Here is a 17,782-nt window from a genome sequence, read left to right as displayed (position 1 = left end):
AGGGTCAGGTGGCCGCGATGAGCGCCTGCTGGACGACCTCGGTGAGCGCCGGGTGGATCCAGTACGGCCGGTCGACGAGCGTGCGGGCGGGGATGGCGAGGGTGACGGCGAGGACGAGGGGCTGGATGAGGGTGGGGGCCTGCGGTCCCATGACGTGTGCGCCGAGGATCGTGCCGGTGTCGGGGTCGGTGAGGACCTTGCAGAACCCGGTGTCGTCCTCCATCGCCCAGCCGTAGGCGGTGTCGCCGAAGCGGGTGGTCCCGACCCGGTAGGGCGTGCCCGCCTCGCGCAGCTCCTGCTCGGTGGCCCCGACCTGGGCGATCTGCGGGTCGGTGAACACCGCGGACGGGACGGTGTCGTGGTCGGCGGACCGCAGGTCGTCGGGGTGGAGCAGGTTGTGCCGCACGACGTCGGCCTCCCGGTTGGCGACGTGCTTGAGCGGGACCGGGGAGCAGACGTCGCCGAGCGCCCACACGCCCTCGGCGGTGGTGCGCTGGTGCTCGTCGACGAGCACGAGTCCCTTCTCGTCGACCTCCACGCCGCCTTCGGCGAGGTCCATCAGGTCGCCGTTGGGGATGCGGCCCACGGCGACGAGCAGCGTGTCGGCCTCGACGGTCGACCCGTCGTCCAGCGTCAGCCGCAGCGCCCCCGGCGACCCCGACACCCCGGTGAGCTCGCGGCCCAGGTGCAGCTCGTAGCGCTTCGCGGCGAGTGCGGTGAACTCCTCCGCGACGGTCTCGTCCTGTGGGCCCAGCAGGGTCCCGCCCTGCTCGATGATCACGATCTCGGACCCGGCGACCGCGAACACGTGCGCGAACTCGGCGGCGATGTAGCCGCCGCCCAGCACCGCGAGCCGGCCGGGGACCCCGTCCCGGCGCATGATGGTGTCGGAGGTCTCGTAGGGCAGCCCGGACTCGGCGACGGGCGGCGGGACCAGCGGCCTGCTGCCGGAGGCGAGCACGATCCGGTCGGCGGTGACCGTGGTGCCGTCGACGTCGAGGGTCCGCGGTCCGGTGAACCGGGCGTGGCCGGTGTGCACCGTGATCCACGAGGTGTCGCGGCGGCCGTCGCGACCCTCCCGCGCGATCGGGTCGACCCGTCCGAGGACGCGGTCGCGGACGTCGGTCCAGCGCATCCCGCCCAGCTCGGCGTCGACGCCGAACCGGCCCGCGCGCTCGACGGTGTCGACCACCTCGGCGGTGTAAGCGAGCATCTTCGTCGGGATGCAGCCGACGTTGAGGCAGGTCCCGCCGAAGCGCTCCTCGCGCTCGACGATCGCGACGTCGAGGTCGGCGAAGGAGTCGTCGATCACGGTGTTGCCCGAGCCGGTGCCGACGACGACGAGCTGGTGGTGGACGGACGGCATCGCGGACTCCTCCGGGGGCGCGGACCCCGTGGTCGACGTCCGTGCCCGGTACCTACCCGCGGGGTGCCTCCCGCAACCCGTTCCCACCAGTTGCCGCTCGGGCACCCCGACCCTACGGTGAGGGTCCGAGCGCGACAGCTGCTCGGCTTTATGCCCCGGACCCGGTGTATCGCGTCGACCGCGACAGCCCGAGGTGCGGGGTTTTCTCGTGGGTGGGTGCGGCAGCCCGGCGGGCGCCGCACGATCCGCGTCCCCGGGTGGTCCGGCGGCGGCCCGATCGACCCCACCGGCCGGCTGCGGCCCGCGCGACCCGGTGCGCCGGGGCTGTCGACCCGGCCCGGCGCACCGACCCGCGGGACGTTCGTCCCGCCCGTGACCGTCATCCCGACCGGAGGCCCGATGACCGCGACGCTCAGCCCCACCTCCGTCCGCCCCGCAGGGGCCGACCGAGTGCCCGACCGCCCCGCCCGCGTGCCGCGGGCGGAGGTGACGGACATGACCCGCTCCCTGGACTTCTACCTCCGGCTGGGGTGCGACGTCGTGCGCGCGGCCGACGGGTGGGTCCTGCTGCGCTGCCAGGCCGTCACGTTCGTGCTGGTCCAGGCCGGACGGCGGACGCCGTCCGGCGAGCCCGTGGCGGAGGACCCCTGGATCCGGCTCGGTGCCCGGGACGTGCGGGCCCTGCGCCGCCGGCTGCTCGGCGAGGGCGTGCCCGTCCCGGGGTGCACCCCGACCGGGCGGATCGTCGTCCGGGACCCCGACCGGCGGGCCGTCGCGATCGAGCCGGTCCCCTGAGGGCCGGACCCGAGGGCCCGTGCGGTCAGCGGGCGCCCTGCCCCGCGTCGACGCGCAGGACGTGACCGGTGATCTGGTCGGCGTTGTCGGAGGCGAGGAACAGCACGGCGTCGGTGATGTTCTGCATCTCCGTGCGCCACTTGGGCCCGGGCATGTTGCCGGCGGCGGAGAACATCTCATAGGCGTCGTCGGCGGTCATGCCGACCTCGCCGGCCAGCCCCAGCACCATCCCCGACCCCTGGCCGTCGCCGGGGCGGATCGTGGCCGGGGCGACGCAGTTGACGTTGATGTCGAACTCCGCGAGCTCGAACGCCCACGCCGACGTCAGGCCCTGGATGGCGTGCTTGGCCGCGACGTAGTGCGAGAGCTGGGCGTGGCCCGACCCCGTCACGCCCGAGGAGATGTTGACGATCTTCCCGGACCGCCGCTCGATCATGTTCGGGACGACGAACTTCGCCACGTACATGTGCCCCTTGACGATCGTGTCGAACACCGCGTCCAGCACGTGGCTGCGCATGCCCTGGATCGAGTCCAGCGCGGCGACGCCCGCGTTGCAGACGAGCACGTCGATGCGGCCGTCGAAGAAGTCCAGCGCCTTCGCGACGGAGGACTCGACCTGGCTCTCGTCACGGAGGTCGCACGGCAGCGGGATGACGCGCCGGTCCAGGTCCTCGATGGCCGCGACGGTCGCGTCCAGCATCCCGGCGGTGGCCAGCGGGTAGATGTCGGCGATCGGCTCGGTGATGTCGAGTGCGGCGATGTCGGCCCCCGCGTCGGCGAACGCCTTGGCGTGGCTGAAGCCCTGCCCCTTCGCCGCCCCGGTGATCAGGACGTTCTTCCCCTCGAGCCCGCGGAGCACGGCGGCCACGTCAGACCTTCCCTTCGGCGTGTGCGGTGGCGGCGGTGCCGGCTCCGCCGTGGGCGGCGGCCCACCGCACGGAGTCGACGATCATGTCGTAGCCCGTGCAGCGGCAGAGGTTCCCCTCGATGCCGTCGCGGATGGCGTCGTCGTCGGGGTCGGGCTGCTCCAGCAGGAGTCCCGTGGCGGACATGACCATCCCCGGCGTGCAGTAGCCGCACTGCAACCCGTGGCACGCCTGGAAGCCCTGCTGCACGGGCGACATCTCGCCGTGCTCGTCGAGGCCCTCGACGGTGAGCACGTCGGTTCCGTCGGCGGTGACGGTGAAGACCGTGCAGGACTTCACCGTCCGCCCGTCGAGCAGCACGGTGCACGCGCCGCAGTTGGAGGTGTCGCACCCGACGTGGGTGCCGGTCAGCCCGCGCGTCTCGCGCAGGTAGTGCACGAGGAGCTGGCGGGCCTCGACCTCGTCCTCGCCCGCCGTGCCGTTGACGGTGATCCGGACCTTGTGGTGGGACATGGGGGGGCTCAGCTCCCGTTCTCGTGCGCCGCGAGCGCGGCGTTCAGGACCCGCCAGACCTTCTGCGGGGTGCAGGGCATGTCGATCGTGCGGACGCCGAGGTGGCCCATCGCGTCGACGACGGCGTTCACGACGGCCTGCGGCGCCGCGGTGGCCCCGGACTCGCCGAGGCCCTTCGCGCCGAGCGGGTTGAAGCTGGTGGGCGTGACCAGGTGGTCGGTCTCGTACCGCGGGAGGTCCTTCGCCGACGGGACCGTGTAGTCGACGAGGGTGCCCGCGCCGGGCTGCCCGTTCTCGGCGTAGGTGACCTCCTCGATCAGCGCCTGCGCGATGCCCTGCGCGACACCCCCGTGGATCTGCCCCTTCGCCATCAGCGGGTTGATCACGACGCCGCAGTCGTCGACCGCGACGTAGCGCCTGATGAGGACCTTGCCGGTGTCGCGGTCGATCTCCACCACGCAGCAGTGCGCGCCCGAGGGGTAGGACAGGTTGGTCGGTTCGTGGAACGCTGTCTCGTCGAGGCCGAGGTCGAAGCCGTCGGGCAGCAGGTGCGGCTTGAACGCGCGCACCGCGACCTCGGCCATGTCGACGCCCTGGTCGGGCGCGCCGCGCACGGAGAACCGGCCGTCGGCGAGCTCGATGTCGGACTCGTCGGCCTCCAGCATGTGCGCCGCGATGCGGATCGCCTTGTCGCGGACCTTGTTGGCCGCCTTGAACACCGCCGAGCCGCCGACGGGGACGCCGCGGCTGCCCATCGTGCCGATGCCCTCCTGCACGGTGGCGGTGTCGCCATGGATCAGCGTGATCCGCTCGAACGGTACCGAGAGCTGGTCGGCCACGATCTGCGCGAACGCGGTCTGGTGGCCCTGCCCGTGCGGGCTGGTGCCGACCTTGATCACCGCCGACCCGTCGACGTTGAGCCGCACGTTGGCCGACTCCCACCCGCCGACGTAGCCGAACTGCTCGAACAGCGGCGTCGGGCCGAAGCCGCCCATCTCGACGAACGTGGAGAAGCCGATGCCCAGCAGCGGGGCGGTCGGGTCCTCGCGGCGGGCCGCCTGCTCCGTGCGGAGCGCCTCGTAGTCGACGTGCTCGAGGAGCTTGTCGAGCGCGCCGGGGAAGTCCGCCTCGTCGTAGACGATGCCCTCGAACTGCGTGGCGTAGGGCATCTCGCCGGGCTGGACGAAGTTGCGGCGGCGCACGTCGAGGGGATCGATGCCGAGCTCGGCGGCGACGTGGTCGACGACCCGCTCGATCATGTACGAGGCCTCGGGGCGGCCGGCGCCGCGGTAGGAGCCGACCGGCGTGGTGTTGGTGACGACGGACCGGAAGCTCGGCGCGATCGTCGGGATCTTGTAGCAGCCGCCGGACATGAACGAGGTGAGCGTGGGCAGGCCGATACCGGTGGAGTCCGGCCAGCCGCCGCAGTCCTGGGTGATGCGCACGCGCAGGGCGAGCAGGTGCCCCTCGTCGTCGAAGCCGACCTCGACGTCGTGTTCCTGGGCCCGCCCGTGGACCATCGACGTCATGTTCTCGCTGCGCGTCTCCACGTACTTCACGGGGCGGCGCAGGCGGCGGGAGAGCTCCGCGGTGAGCAGGAACTCCGGGTAGAACGAGGCCTTCGCGCCGAACCCGCCGCCGACGTCGGGCGCGACGAACCGCACCTCCTGCTGGGACAGGCCGAACATCTGCGCGATCTCGTTGCGCATGTGGTGCGGGGTCTGGCTGGTGGCCCAGATCGTCAGTCCCGAGGACTGCCAGTCGGCCAGGCAGACGGTCGGCTCCATCGGCACCGCGGCGCAGCGCTGGTTGACCAGCGCGATCGCGAGCCGGTGCGGGGCCGCGGCCAGCTCTGCCTCCGCGTCGGTGGCCGAGAGCTGCTGCTCCAGCACCACGTTCGACGGCAGGCCGTCCATGATCGGTGTCGCGCCCTCGGCCGTGGCCGCGGCGATCGAGGCCATGACGGGCAGGTCCTCGTACTCCACCAGGACGGCCTCGGCGGCGTCGGCGGCGAGGTAGCGGTCGGTGGCCACGACGACGGCGACGGGCTCGCCGACGAAGTGGACCGTGTCCTTCGCCAGGCACGGCCGCTGCATGCCGGGGACGGAGCGCGACGCGGGCAGGCCCTCGAGGTCGGCGTTCGTCCACACCCCGAGCACACCGGGGAGCCGGGCGGCCCCGGTCGTGTCGATCGACAGGATCCGGGCGTGGGCGGTGTAGCTGCGCACGAACACCATGTGCACGGTGCCGGAGAGCCGGATGTCGTCGACGAACGTGCCGCGTCCGGTGAGCAGTGCGGGGTCCTCCTTGCGGACCACCGATGCGCCGACCATGGATCCCATGCCGCGGACCTCCTCGTCTCCACCACCGTGTGTCGACGGTCACCGAAAGTCGACGTTAGGAACCTAACGTCGCTCGACGGGGAGGGCAAGGTTCACCGTGGGCGGTCGGTCGACCACCGGCTGCTGCGCACCAGCGGCAGGACGCGGGGCGGGATGCGCTGGGTCAGGGCCATCTGGGAGCGCGTCCGCGTCACCCCGGGGATCTCGATCAGCCGCTGGATCACCCGCTCCAGCTCGGCGGTGTCCCGGGCGACGACGCGGCAGAGCAGGTCGCCGTCCCCGGTGATGGTGTGCGCCTCGATCACCTCGGGGATCGCGGTGAGGTCCTCGACCACGGGGTCGAGCCGGCCCTGCGCGAGGTCGAGGTGCACGAAGGCGAGCATCGCGTAGCCGAAGGCGCGCGGCGACACCTGCGGCGCGAGCCCGGAGACCACCCCGGACTCCTGCAGGCGCAGGAACCGGGCGGCGACGGTGCCGCGGGCGACGCCGAGGGTGCGGGCGTGCTCGCGCAGGCCCGCGCGCGGCCGTTCCAGCAGCAGCACCAGCAGGGATCGGTCGAGCTCGTCGAGGCGCATGGTCCGTTGGCCCTCTCGTGGTCGGTTCCGGCGCACACGACCGGGCCGATGGCCCGGTGCGGCGATATCCAGTCTGGACGGATGTCCACCCGGTTCCTAGCGTCCGGGCCGTCCCCACCCGAGGAGCCCCCCCCATGACGATCGTCGACAACCGACCGCAGGCCCCGTTCTCGCCGGCCGACCGGTACGACGCGCCGCAGACGTACCTGACGGGGGTCCAGGCGCTCGTGCGGCTGGTGCTGGAGCAGCAGCGCCACGACCGCGCCCGCGGGCTGGACACCCGCACGTTCGTCTCGGGGTACGAGGGGTCGCCGCTGGCCGGGCTGGACCTGGAGCTGGGCCGCCGCCGCGCGCTGCTCGACGAGCACGGTGTCGTGTTCACCCCGGGCCTGAACGAGGAGGCCGCCGCGATGGCGGTGCAGGGCACCCAGCTCGCGGCCGTCTCGGGCGGGCCCCTGCACCCTCAGCTGCGCCACGACGGCGTCGCCGGGCTCTGGTACGGCAAGGCGCCGGGCCTGGACCGCGCCTGCGACGCGATCCGCCACGCCAACCTGATGGGCACCCACCGCACCGGCGGCGTGCTCGCCGCCGTGGGCGACGATCCCGGCGCCAAGTCCTCCAGCGTGCCGTGCGCGTCCGAGTTCGCGCTCGCCGACCTCGCGATCCCGACGCTCTACCCGGCCGACCCGGGCGAGGTCGTCGCGCTCGGGCTGCACGGCATCGCGCTGTCGCGGGCGAGCGGCCTGTGGGCCGGGCTGAAGATGGCCACGGCCGTGGCCGACGGGTCGGCGACCGCGCGGTTCGAGCCGGACTTCCGGCCCGTCGTGCCCGAGCTGGAGCTCGACGGCCGCCCGTGGAGGCACACCGTCACCGGGCACCTGCTGCAGCCCGTCCTCGGCACGCTGGAGCGCGACCTGCACCGCGGCCGCCTGGAGCTGGCCCGCCGCTACGCCGCGCTGAACCGGCTGAACACGATCCCGGTGCGCACCGCCGACGACCGGATCGGGATCGTCGCCGCCGGCAAGACCTGGCTCGACCTGCGCCAGGCGCTCACCGCGCTCGGACTCGACGACACCGAGCTGCGCCGCCGCGGCGTCCGGCTGCTCAAGCTGGGCATGGTGTGGCCGCTGGAGCCCGGCATCGTCGAGGAGTTCGCCTCCGGGCTGCGCGAGATCGTGGTGGTCGAGGAGAAGCGCGCGTTCGTCGAATCCGGCGTCAAGGACCTGCTCTACGGACGGCCCGGCGCCCCCGCGGTGCACGGCAAGCGCGCCCCGGACGGCGCGGTGCTGCTGGCCGAGCACGGCGAGCTGGAACCCGACGCGATCGCGATCGCGCTGGCCTCGCGGCTGGCCGACCTGCCGTCCGTCGTCGCCTGGAACGACGCCCGGCGCGCACGCCGCCGCGGCCCGATCACCCTGCCGATCACCACGCGCACCCCGTACTTCTGCTCCGGCTGCCCGCACAACTCGTCGACGAAGCCCGCTTCGGAGGACTCGCTGGTCGGGGGCGGGATCGGCTGCCACGCGATGGTGCTGCTGATGGAGCCGGGCCAGGTCGGCGAGGTCACCGGGCTGACGCAGATGGGTGGCGAGGGCACCCAGTGGATCGGGATGGCGCCGTTCGTGCGGGCCCGGCACCTCGTGCAGAACCTCGGCGACGGCACGTTCCACCACTCCGGGTCGTTGGCCGTCCGGGCCGCGGTGGCCTCGGGCGTCGACATCACCTACAAGCTGCTGCACAACGGCACGGTCGCGATGACCGGCGGCCAGGACGCCGTCGGCGCGCTGTCGGTGCCCGCGATCACGCGGCTGCTGGCGGCGGAGGGTGTGGCGCGCACGATCGTCACCACCGACGAGCCCCGCCGCTACCGGGGCGTCCGCCTCGCCCCGGGGGTCGAGGTCTGGCCCCGCGAGCGGCTCGGCGAGGCGCAGGAGGTGCTCGCCACCGTCCCCGGCGTCACCGTGCTGATCCACGACCAGGCCTGCGCCGCGGAGAAGCGCCGCAAGCGCAAGCGGGGCACGGTCCCGACGCCCGTCGAGCGCGTGATGATCAACGAGCGGGTCTGCGAGGGGTGCGGGGACTGCGGGAAGAAGTCGAACTGCCTGTCCGTGCAGCCCGTCGACACCGAGTTCGGGCGCAAGACCCGGATCGACCAGTCCTCCTGCAACCTCGACTTCTCCTGCCTCGAGGGCGACTGCCCGTCGTTCCTGACGGTCACCCCGGGGGAGTCGGTGCGCCGCACGCCCGCGCCGCTGGGGCCCGACGACCTGCCGGAGCCGGTGGCCACCGGCCGCGCCGCGGTGTCCGTGCGGCTGGCCGGCGTCGGCGGCACCGGCATCGTCACGGTGGCGCAGGTGCTGGCCGCGGCCGCGGTCCTCGCCGGGCGCCACGTCCGCGGGCTCGACCAGACCGGCCTCGCGCAGAAGGGCGGCGCCGTGGTCTCCGACCTGCGGATCACCGCCGGACCGGTGGAGGCCGCGGGGCGCCTGGCCGCGCGGGAGTGCGATCTCTACCTCGGCGCCGACCTGCTCGTCGCCGCCGACCCCGCGACGCTCGCGGTCACCGATCCCGCGCGGACCGTCGCGGTCGTGTCCACCACCCGCGTGCCGACCGGCGCGATGGTCGTCGACACCACGGCCGCGTTCCCCGACGTCGACGCCGTGTCCCGGCGGATCTCCGACGCCGTGCGCTCGGGCACCTGGTTCGACGCCCGCGCGCTGGCCGAGCGGCTCTTCGGGGAGGACCAGTACGCCAACATGCTGCTGGTCGGCGCGGCGTACCAGACCGGCGCGCTGCCGCTGCCCGCGGCGCAGATCGAGCGGGCGATCGAGCTGAACGGCGTGGCGGTGGCCGCGAACGTGCAGGCGTTCCGGCGCGGGCGGCAGGTCGTCGCCGACCCGGGGGCGCTGGACGAGCGGCCGGCCACGGCCGCCGTGACCACTTCTGGGCCGGTCGCCGTCCCCGCCCTGGGCGCGCCCGCGGGCTCGGAGCTCGCCCGCCTGGTCGGGATCCGGGTGCCCGAGCTCGTGGCCTACCAGGACGCGGCCTGTGCCGACCGCTACGTCGCCGACGTCGAGCGCGTGCGGGCGACCGAGGCCGCCGCGGTGCCCGGGTCGACCGCGCTCGCCGAGACCGTCGCGGTGCACCTGCACAAGCTGGTGACCTACAAGGACGAGTACGAGGTCGCGCGCCTGTCGCTGGACCCGGCCCTGGCCGCCGAGGTGCAGGAGCGGTTCGGGGCGGGCGCGACCTTCGCGTGGCGGCTGCACCCGCCGGCGCTCCGCGCGCTGGGGATGCAGCGCAAGATCACCCTCGGTCGCCGGTCCGCCCCGGTGTTCCGGCTGCTCCGGGCCATGCGCCGGCTGCGCGGCACCCCGTTCGACGTGTTCGGGTACGCCCGCGTGCGGCGGCTGGAGCGGGAGCTGGTCGTCGAGTACCGGGCGGTGGTCGACCGGCTCGTGGCCGGCCTGACCCCCGCCACCCACGCCGCGGCCGTCGACATCGCGGGGCTCCCGGACATGGTGCGCGGGTACGAGGACGTCAAGCTCGAGTCCGTGGCCCGCTACCGCGCGCGGCTGGCCGAGGCGGGGGCCTGAGCCTTCACGCCATCTTCGCCGCCGCGCTCTCGATGGCCTTGCGGATGCGGAAGTAGGTGCCGCACCGGCAGACGTTCTCGATCGCGCGGATGTCCTCGTCGGTCGGCGTGCTGGTGCGCCGCAGCAGCGCGACCGCGGCCATGATCTGGCCCGGCTGGCAGTAGCCGCACTGCGCGACGTCCTGCTCCAGCCACGCCTCCTGCACGGGGTGCAGGACGTCGCCGTCGGCCAGGCCCTCGATCGTGGTGACCTCCTGGCCCTCGACGGCGGACACCGGCACCGAGCACGGGTTGATCGCCTCGTCCCCGAGCAGGCTCGTGCACGCCTTGCAGACGTTGATGCCGCAGCCGTACTTGGGGCCGGTCACCCCCAGCTTGTCACGCAGGGCCCAGAGCAGGGGCAGGTCGTCGGGGGCGTCGACGTCCACCGTCTCGCCGTTGAGGGTGAACGAGTGGTTCGGCACGGGGGGTCTCCTCAGACGAAGGCCGGCGGGGGGAGCACGCCGGGGGCGAAGGGGGTGAAGTCGACGGGGAAGTTGAGGGGGAACGTGCGGGCCTTGATGCCGGTGGCCTTCGTGAAGGCGTTGGCGATCGCGCCCGTGGGGGCGGCCATGCCGACCTCGCCCGCGCCGCCGAGCCGGCCGTCGTTGTCCGGCATGATGATCACCTGGACGTCGGCGGGGTAGTCCCGCTGGCGCACGAAGTGGTACTGCGAGTAGCTGCCCTCCAGGGGCAGCCCGTTCTCGATGTGCAGCCCGGCCGTGAGGGTCAGCGAGATGGCCTCGGCCAGGCAGCCGAGCATCTGGGCCTCCAGCCCGAGCGGGTTGACGGTGCGGGCGACGTCGACGGCGATGACGGCCCGGGTGACCACGGGGTGCTCCGGGTCGCGGGCGTCCAGCTCGATCAGCGCGGCGGTGTGGGCGCGGCTCTCCATGTGGTAGCCGACGCCCTGGGCGACCCCGTCGGGGAGGCTGCGGCCCCAGTCCCCGGCCTCGGCCACGGCCCGGACCACCGCCTTGGCCCGCTCCTCCTTGAGGAACTCCAGCCGGAACTCGACGGGGTCGCGGCCCAGCGCGGCGGCGACCTCGTCGACCATGATCTCCTCGGAGCCCCGCGCCGTCTGGCAGGGCACGCTGCGGTAGCTCGCGGTCGGCATGCCGAGGTTCACGTCGAACTGGTTCTTCGTGTAGACCCCGAAGTTGTAGGGCGAGGCCACCATCGTCAGGAAGACGGCCTGGCCGAAGGCGTCGTTGCCGACGGCCTGCCGGCTGCCTTCGGGCAGGGCCGTGGCGGTGGCGGTGAGGATCTCGCCGAGCCCGTGCCGGTAGTCGGTGGACACGCCCGCCACGCGCTGCTCGAAGGTCAGCACCTGCCCGGCGGCCACCGTGGCCCGAAGGCGGTGGAAGTTGGGGGGCCGGACGCGGCCGTGGCGCATGTCGTCGACGCGCGGCCACATCAGCTTGATCGGACGCTCCAGCGCCTGCGACACCTTCGCGGCCTCGATCGCCGCCTCGAAGAAGACCCGGCGGCCGAACGCCCCGCCGGACGGCACGACGTGCGCCGTGACGCGGTCCTGGGGGAGCCCGAGCTCGATCGCGATCGTCTGCTGGGCGACGATCGGGGCCTGGAAGCCGCTCCACACTTCGGCGCGGTCGGCGCGGACGTCGGCGACCGCGCACTCGGTCTCCAGCGGTGCGTGGCAGGCCGCGGGCCACTCGAACTCGGCGTCGATGGTGGTCGCACCGAGCGGGAGGGAGCCCAGGTCGGGCGCGAGCAGCGGCGGCACGGCCGCGCGGAGCTTCGCCATGATCGTCTCGTTCGACTCGTCGGGCACAGGCCCCGCCCCGTACCGCGCGTCGACGACGTCGGCCGCGGCCCTGGCCTGCTCGAACGTCTCGGCCGCCACGGCGACGCCGCTGGGGAGCACCACGACCCCGAGCACCCCGGGCATGGCCTCGACCTCGGCCCGGTTGAGCAGCTCCTCGACGGTGCCGTTCATCGTCGGGGGGCGCCGCAGCAGCGTCGGCGTGGCGCCGGGCACGTCGAGGTCCATCGTGAACTTCTTGCGGCCCGTGACGATGTCGAACCCGTCGGCCCGCCGTACCGGCGTGCCGACCACGCGGTGCTCGGACTCCGGCTTGGGCGTCACGGTGATCTCGCCCAGCGACGTCCGGGCCGCCTCGGCGGTCAGCGAGCCGTAGTCGGCGGTGCGCCCGTCGGGCGCGACGACCGTGCCGTCCGCGGTGCTCAGCCCGGTGGCCGGCACGCCCCAGCGCAGCGCCGCGGCGGCCACCATCCGGGCCCGGGCGGTGGCGGCCAGGACGCGCAGCGGGTCGTAGAAGGCGCGGACCGAGGCGGAGCCTGCGGTCAGCTGGTTGAACAGCAGCTCCGGGCGGGCGTCGGCGCAGGTCACCTGCACGGAGCCGACGGGGAGGTCGAGCTCCTCGGCCAGGATCATCGCCAGCGCCGTCGTGATGCCCTGCCCGGACTCGGCTCGGGGGACCTCGAGGCGGGCGACACCGTCGAGGCCGATCTCGAGCGTCACCAGCGGCATGGTCGGCGCACCGGCCAGGATGATCGCGTCGGCGATGTCGAAGAGCTCTTCGACCGAGGGGCCGGACGGCACGGCGGCGGAGGCCGTGTCGGGGGCGGCGGCGTCGATCGTGATGCGGGTGGCCACGGCCAGCACCGGTGCGGCGACCAGGTAGGCCAGGATCCGTCGGCGGCCGACCTGCACCGCGAGGGTGCTCGCGACCCGGTGCCTGCCGCTGCCGGACGGGCCGGGGTCCGGTGCCGTGGTGGTGTGCCGAGCGCGTGATGTCATCCTCGTCCACTCCGTCGTGAGGGATCCGGTCGACCTGACCGTGGCGGCGGACGCTGGCAGAGCGGCGAGAGCGGCGTCAAGCTCCTCACTACGCACCGAACTGTTTTCGCTCACGCTCGGTGATGGAGCGCCGACGGGCGCTCGTCGGGCGCCGTCGACGGGTCTCCGGACGCGACGTTCCGGGCCCCGGACGGCCGGTCGGAGGGCCGCTCGGGCCGAATCGTCACCCGATCGGGGGAAGTTGTGGCGATGGACGCGGTCCGTCCCGCTGCCGTAACCCGGGGCCGGAGGCGTCGTTAGACCTCTACTTCCGCTCGATCCGGCCCGGCGGGGTTCAGCCCAGCACGTCGCCGAGCCGGGCCCGCCACACCCCGAGGTCGGTGTAGTCGCGGAAGTCGGTGATCAGCGCGCGCACCCCGTCGACCTCGACCACGCCGTTGCACTCCACGGCGTACTCGCGCCCGTCGATGCGGAACCGGTCGACGCGTTCCAGCCAGCCGCGGTGTCCGGCGACGCAGGCGGTGACGATCTCCCAGTGCACGTGCTCGGCGCGACCCAGGATCGGGGCGAACAGCCCGCGCACCCCCGCCGGCCCGACGACGGGCGGGTGCGGCACGTTCGCGTACGTCGCGTCCGGGGCGAAGCAGGCGGCCACGGCGTCCGGGTCGCGGCTCTCGACGGCGTCGAGGAACCGGCGGACGACCCGCTCGACCGCGGTATCGCCGTCGATCCCCGGCCGGCCGGTCACGGAGCAGTGAACAGCACCGGGTAGCTCGCGAAGTGCTCGCGCGCCGAGTGCGGATCGAGCCGGGGCGGGTCCTGCGGGTCGGGCCGGCCCCCGGCCGTGAGCAGGGCGTCGAGCATGAGCGTGACGGTGCCGAGCACCTGATCGGGGTCCGCCTGCTCGGGGGTCCCCTGCTCGGCTGCCGCCCGCTCCGGGGAGGGGACGCCGCCGGCGAGCTCGGTGCCGATGCAGGCGTGCATGCCGCCGCCGAAGGCGTGGCCCCAGCGCGGGACGTCGGCCGGGACCTCGCGCAGCGGGTCGTACTCCCCGGGCCGGTCGAAGACCCGCGCGTCGCGGTTGGCGGCGGCGATGTCCAGCACGACGAACGAGCCCTCGGGGATCTCGGTACCGCCGCGCAGCGTGACGGGCGCGAGCGCCCGGCGCTGGGCGACCGGGCTCGCGGGGTGCAGTCGCAACGTCTCGTGGACGCAGCGCTGCAGCAGCGCCGGATCGTAGCGGGCCCGGTCCGCTGCCAGCGGGTCGCGCGCGGCCCAGGCGAACCAGTCGTCGGCGGCGTGGGTGAACGCGTTCGCGGTGCTGTGCGACCCCGCCTGCAGGTAGAAGGCGCACTCGCGGCGCAGGACGTCCTCGTCGATGCCCAGCTCGTCCCAGTTGCGCAGCAGCGCGGTGAGGACGTCGCGGGGCAGGTCGTCCTCACCGATCTCGCCGGCCCCGAACCGCTCCAGCAGCGCCCGGCGCCGGACGACCGAGGGCTGCAGGAAGATCCGGTCGAAGTCGTCGAGCGCCGCCTGCACCTCGGCGCGCACGACGTCGGGATCGCGGGTGGTGTGCACCATCGTCGCGCCCTCGGAGAACTTCCTGGCCAGGCGGTACAGCTCGGCGGTCTCCTCGGGGCCCCCCGTCGGCTGGTCGATCCCGGCCACCATCGCCGTGAGGTTCATGACCGTCCGGTAGCCGATCTCCAACAGGTCGGCCCGGCCCGCTGCGCGGAAGGGCGCGAGCGTGTCGCGCACGACGTCGCGCAGGAACGTGTGCTCCCAGTACCGGAACGTGCCGCGGCGGAACAGGCGGTTCTCCACCCGGCGGCGGCGCCGGTGCTCGCCGCCGTGCAGCACGAGCAGGCTGTCGGCCATCACGACCCCGCCCGCGTCGTAGAGGGCCTGCTCCAGGTCGTGCTGGCGGTAGGCCTCGCGGACCTCCGCGTACCCGTCGAGCGTGATGGTCTGCATGGGTCCGCCTCGCTGGCTCGTTTGACGTGAGGAGTCTAACGACTATCTTCTGGCGAAGGTAGAGGCCGTCGGCGTCCGAGGAGTCAGCCATGACCGCAGCAGTCGTCCCCGAGGTCGTCACCCTGACGTCGTTCGCCGACGCCAAGGACGCCTACCGCAGCAAGGACCTCCGGCAGTCGCTCTACGACGAGGGCGAGGTCGTGATGGCCGACGTCCTGGTCAACCTGCACGGCACCGAGCACCGCGACCGCCGCCGGGTGGAGAACAAGATGTTCCGGCGCGAGGTCTTCGAGCGCTACGAGCGCGACCTGTTCCCCGAGGTCACCGCGAGCACGCTGGCGCCGTACATCGAGGCGGGCGGGGTGGACCTGGTGCACCTGGGCCACGAGCTGATGCTCAACCTCGCGGCGCTGACGGCGGGCATCGACCGGCCGCAGGGGACCGCCGAGGAGACCGGCCGCCTCTACGCCTACATGATGCGGTTCATCACGGGCGCCACCCTCGCGCACTCCACCGGCGACAAGGCGGCCGAGGCGGCGGAGGTGGCGCAGGCGCTGGAGGACTGGGACGCGGAGTTCCTCGCCCCGTCGATCGCCCGCCGCCGCGCCCTGCCGCCCGACCAGCAGCCCCGCGACGTGCTGTCGACGCTGCTGCAGAACCAGGACGAGCTGGGGTTGGCGCCGCACGTCGTCCGCCGGGAGGTGGCGTTCTACCTGCTGGCGGGGGGCCACACCAGCGCCACCGCGTTCGTGCGGGCCATCGACCACATGCTCGGCTGGTTCGACACCCGCCCCGCGGAGCGGGAGCGGGCCGCCGATCCGCTGTTCGTGCAGCGCTGCATCCACGAGACGGTGCGCCTCAACCCGTCCAGCCCGACCGGCCGCCGCCGGGCGCTGGCCCCGGTGCGGCTGCGCTCGGGCGTCGAGATCGCGGAGGGCGCGACGGTCGTCATCGACCTGATGACGGTCAACCGCGACGTCGACCTGTTCGGTCCCGACGCCGCCGAGTTCGATCCCGACCGCGTGCTGCCGCCGGGCGTCGCCCCGTTCGGGCTGAGCTTCGCGGCCGGCATGCACGTCTGCATCGGGCAGGACCTGGCCGCCGGCGTCGTCGCGCGGCCGGACACCGACCCGGACGCGCACCTCTACGGGCTGGTCACCGGCGCGGTCGGGCAGATGTTCGCCGCCGGCGTGCGGCGCGACCCGGACCGTCCGCCGCAGCGCGACGCCGCCACCGCCCGTCCGTACTGGGGCAGCTACCCGGTCCTGCTGGGGGAGGCGCGATGAGCTACCGCATCACCGTCGACCGGGACGTCTGCATCAGCTCCGGCAAGTGCGTCGCCGATGCCCCGGACGTATTCGACTTCGACGACGACGACCTCGCCGTGCTCGTCCCCGGTGCCGTGCAGCCAGCCGACGCGGTGCAGCTCGACCTCGCCCGCGCGTGCCCCTCCGGCGCCCTGCGGGTGCACGACACGGGGTCCGGCGAGCAGATCGACGTCGGCTGACGGGCTCGACCGAGCCGGTCGTTGACAAAGCGTCGTCAGCTTTCTAACGTCGCTTTCCTCGACGGGGTGACCGTCGACGACGACGCCGTCGACCTGGGGAGCCCGCCATGACGAGGACCGTGCCCGAGGTGGACGAGACGACGACCCATGCAGTGCGCCGCACGGTGCTCGGCGGGGTCGTCGGCTCGTTCGTCGAGTTCTACGAGTTCTCCGTCTACGCCGTGCTGGCCACCACGCTGGCCGTCGTGTTCTTCCCCGCCGCCGACCCGGCGACGGCGCTGCTGTCGGCACTGGCCGTGTTCGCGGTGGCGTTCTTCGCCCGCCCGCTCGGCGGTTTCGTCTGGGGCGCGATCGGGGACCGGATCGGCCGCAAGCGGACGCTCGCGCTGACCGTGATCCTGATGTCCGTCGCCACCACGCTGATGGGCCTGCTGCCCGGCTACGCGGTGATCGGGGTCGCGGCTCCGGTGCTGCTCATCGTGCTGCGCTTCCTGCAGGGGTTCTCCGCGGGCGGGGAGATCTCGGGGGCGGTGTCGTTCATCGCCGAGCACTCGCCGGTGCACCGCCGCGGACTCTACGTCGGGATGATCTCCGTGGGGTCGGTGCTGGGGACGTTGCTCGGGAGCCTGATCCCGGGGGTGCTGCTGCTGACGCTCTCGACCGAGGCCATGCAGTCGTGGGGCTGGCGGCTGCCGCTGCTGCTCGCCCTGCCGATGGGCGTGGTGGGCCTCTACATCCGCCGCAGGCTCGACGAGACCCCGCACTTCCTGGCGCTGCGCGAGGAGCGCTCGCGCGAGCGCAACCCGGTGGTCGCGGCCCTGCGCGGCCGCGAGCAGTGGAACCTGCTGGTCAAGGCGTTCTGCCTGATCGCGGTGAACGCGTCGTCGTTCTACATGATCGTCGGCTACCTGCCGAGCTTCGCGACGAAGAGCCTCGCGCTCACCGGCGTGCAGGCGTTCGCCCCGTCGGTGATCGCGCTGGTCGCCTGCCTCGTCGCGCAGGTGGTCGGCGCGTGGTGGTCGGACCGGATCGGGCGCCGGCCGGTGCTGCTGGGCAGTGGCCTCGGGCTGCTCGTGCTGTCCTACCCGAGCTTCCTGCTGATCACGTCCGGGTCGTTCGGCCTGATCGTCTGCGGGCTCGTCGTGTTCGGGTTCCTCGCCGGCGCCTACTCCGCCGTCACCAACTCCACGCTCACCGAGATGTTCCCGACCCGCGTGCGGGTGAGCGGGCACGGCATCACCTACAACATGTCGGTGGCGCTCTTCGGCGGCTCGGCGCCCTACCTGCTGACCTGGCTGGGCGGGGTGACGGGAAGCAGCATGGTGGGGGCGTTCTACGTGATGGCGCTGGCGCTGGTGTCGCTGCCCGCGGTGCTGCTGGTGAAGGAGACCGCGGGGAAGCCGTTGCGCACGGACTAGAGCCTGT

General features: G+C 73.4%; 14 protein-coding genes. 5 read left to right on the top strand and 9 right to left on the bottom strand.

Annotated elements, in window-relative coordinates; genetic code table 11:
• Positions 1-4 precede the first annotated feature (4 nt).
• Entirely contained in the window at positions 5-1,366 is a 1,362-nt protein-coding gene (locus I4I81_RS10780) for a mycothione reductase (RefSeq protein ID WP_218602898.1), read from the bottom strand.
• A gap of 495 nt (positions 1,367-1,861) precedes the next feature.
• Here I4I81_RS10780 and I4I81_RS10775 point away from each other — a divergent pair, with 495 nt between their 5' ends.
• Positions 1,862-2,161 (top strand): VOC family protein, encoded by a 300-nt coding sequence (locus I4I81_RS10775; protein ID WP_218602899.1) that lies wholly within the window; start codon positions 1,862-1,864, stop codon positions 2,159-2,161.
• 25 nt (positions 2,162-2,186) lie between these two features.
• Here I4I81_RS10775 and I4I81_RS10770 read toward each other — a convergent pair whose 3' ends face one another.
• From I4I81_RS10770 to I4I81_RS10755, 4 genes are all read right to left on the bottom strand, one after another.
• Positions 2,187-3,029, bottom strand: coding sequence for an SDR family NAD(P)-dependent oxidoreductase (locus tag I4I81_RS10770; protein WP_218602900.1), 843 nt, complete (start codon positions 3,027-3,029; stop codon positions 2,187-2,189).
• Between the two features lies 1 nt (position 3,030).
• Positions 3,031-3,540: a (2Fe-2S)-binding protein gene (locus I4I81_RS10765; RefSeq protein WP_218602901.1), complete on the bottom strand. Its 510-nt coding sequence runs from the start codon at positions 3,538-3,540 to the stop codon at positions 3,031-3,033.
• 8 nt (positions 3,541-3,548) lie between these two features.
• Complete coding sequence (locus I4I81_RS10760; protein ID WP_218602902.1) at positions 3,549-5,882, bottom strand: xanthine dehydrogenase family protein molybdopterin-binding subunit; 2,334 nt, start codon at positions 5,880-5,882, stop codon at positions 3,549-3,551.
• A gap of 92 nt (positions 5,883-5,974) precedes the next feature.
• Positions 5,975-6,457, bottom strand: a complete 483-nt coding sequence (locus I4I81_RS10755; RefSeq protein WP_218602903.1) for an Lrp/AsnC family transcriptional regulator — start codon at positions 6,455-6,457, stop codon at positions 5,975-5,977.
• Positions 6,458-6,591: 134 nt separating this feature from the next.
• Here I4I81_RS10755 and I4I81_RS10750 point away from each other — a divergent pair, with 134 nt between their 5' ends.
• Positions 6,592-10,053 carry an indolepyruvate ferredoxin oxidoreductase family protein gene (locus tag I4I81_RS10750; RefSeq protein ID WP_218602904.1) on the top strand — a complete coding sequence of 1,154 codons (3,462 nt, stop codon included), beginning with the start codon at positions 6,592-6,594 and terminating at the stop codon, positions 10,051-10,053.
• A 4-nt stretch (positions 10,054-10,057) separates the two neighbouring features.
• Here I4I81_RS10750 and I4I81_RS10745 read toward each other — a convergent pair whose 3' ends face one another.
• The 4 genes from I4I81_RS10745 to I4I81_RS10730 form a co-directional block, all read right to left on the bottom strand.
• On the bottom strand, positions 10,058-10,516 hold the full coding sequence (locus tag I4I81_RS10745) for a (2Fe-2S)-binding protein (protein ID WP_218616013.1): 459 nt from the start codon (positions 10,514-10,516) through the stop codon (positions 10,058-10,060).
• 11 nt (positions 10,517-10,527) lie between these two features.
• A complete protein-coding gene (locus I4I81_RS10740; RefSeq protein ID WP_218616012.1) occupies positions 10,528-12,876 on the bottom strand; it encodes a molybdopterin cofactor-binding domain-containing protein in 2,349 nt (782 codons plus the stop codon).
• A gap of 334 nt (positions 12,877-13,210) precedes the next feature.
• Positions 13,211-13,624, bottom strand: coding sequence for a nuclear transport factor 2 family protein (locus I4I81_RS10735; protein ID WP_226363878.1), 414 nt, complete (start codon positions 13,622-13,624; stop codon positions 13,211-13,213).
• Entirely contained in the window at positions 13,621-14,850 is a 1,230-nt protein-coding gene (locus I4I81_RS10730) for a cytochrome P450 (protein WP_218602030.1), read from the bottom strand. Before I4I81_RS10730 ends, I4I81_RS10735 begins: the two co-directional genes overlap by 4 nt.
• Before the next feature lie 89 nt (positions 14,851-14,939).
• Here I4I81_RS10730 and I4I81_RS10725 point away from each other — a divergent pair, with 89 nt between their 5' ends.
• The 3 genes from I4I81_RS10725 to I4I81_RS10715 all read left to right on the top strand — a co-directional run bounded on the left by I4I81_RS10725 (position 14,940) and on the right by I4I81_RS10715 (position 17,775).
• The gene (locus I4I81_RS10725; RefSeq protein WP_218602029.1) at positions 14,940-16,136 is read left to right on the top strand and encodes a cytochrome P450; all 1,197 of its coding nucleotides are present in this window, start codon (positions 14,940-14,942) and stop codon (positions 16,134-16,136) included.
• Positions 16,133-16,357, top strand: a complete 225-nt coding sequence (locus I4I81_RS10720; protein ID WP_218602028.1) for a ferredoxin — start codon at positions 16,133-16,135, stop codon at positions 16,355-16,357. The genes I4I81_RS10725 and I4I81_RS10720 overlap by 4 nt, the downstream gene beginning before the upstream one ends.
• Before the next feature lie 107 nt (positions 16,358-16,464).
• Positions 16,465-17,775, top strand: a complete 1,311-nt coding sequence (locus I4I81_RS10715) for an MFS transporter (RefSeq protein ID WP_218602027.1) — start codon at positions 16,465-16,467, stop codon at positions 17,773-17,775.
• The last annotated feature ends 7 nt before the right edge of the window (positions 17,776-17,782 follow it).

Source organism: Pseudonocardia abyssalis (assembly GCF_019263705.2).
GTDB lineage: Bacteria > Actinomycetota > Actinomycetes > Mycobacteriales > Pseudonocardiaceae > Pseudonocardia > Pseudonocardia abyssalis.
Note: the sequence above shows the minus strand (reverse complement) of the source record. Positions and strands in the feature narration are given on the sequence as shown.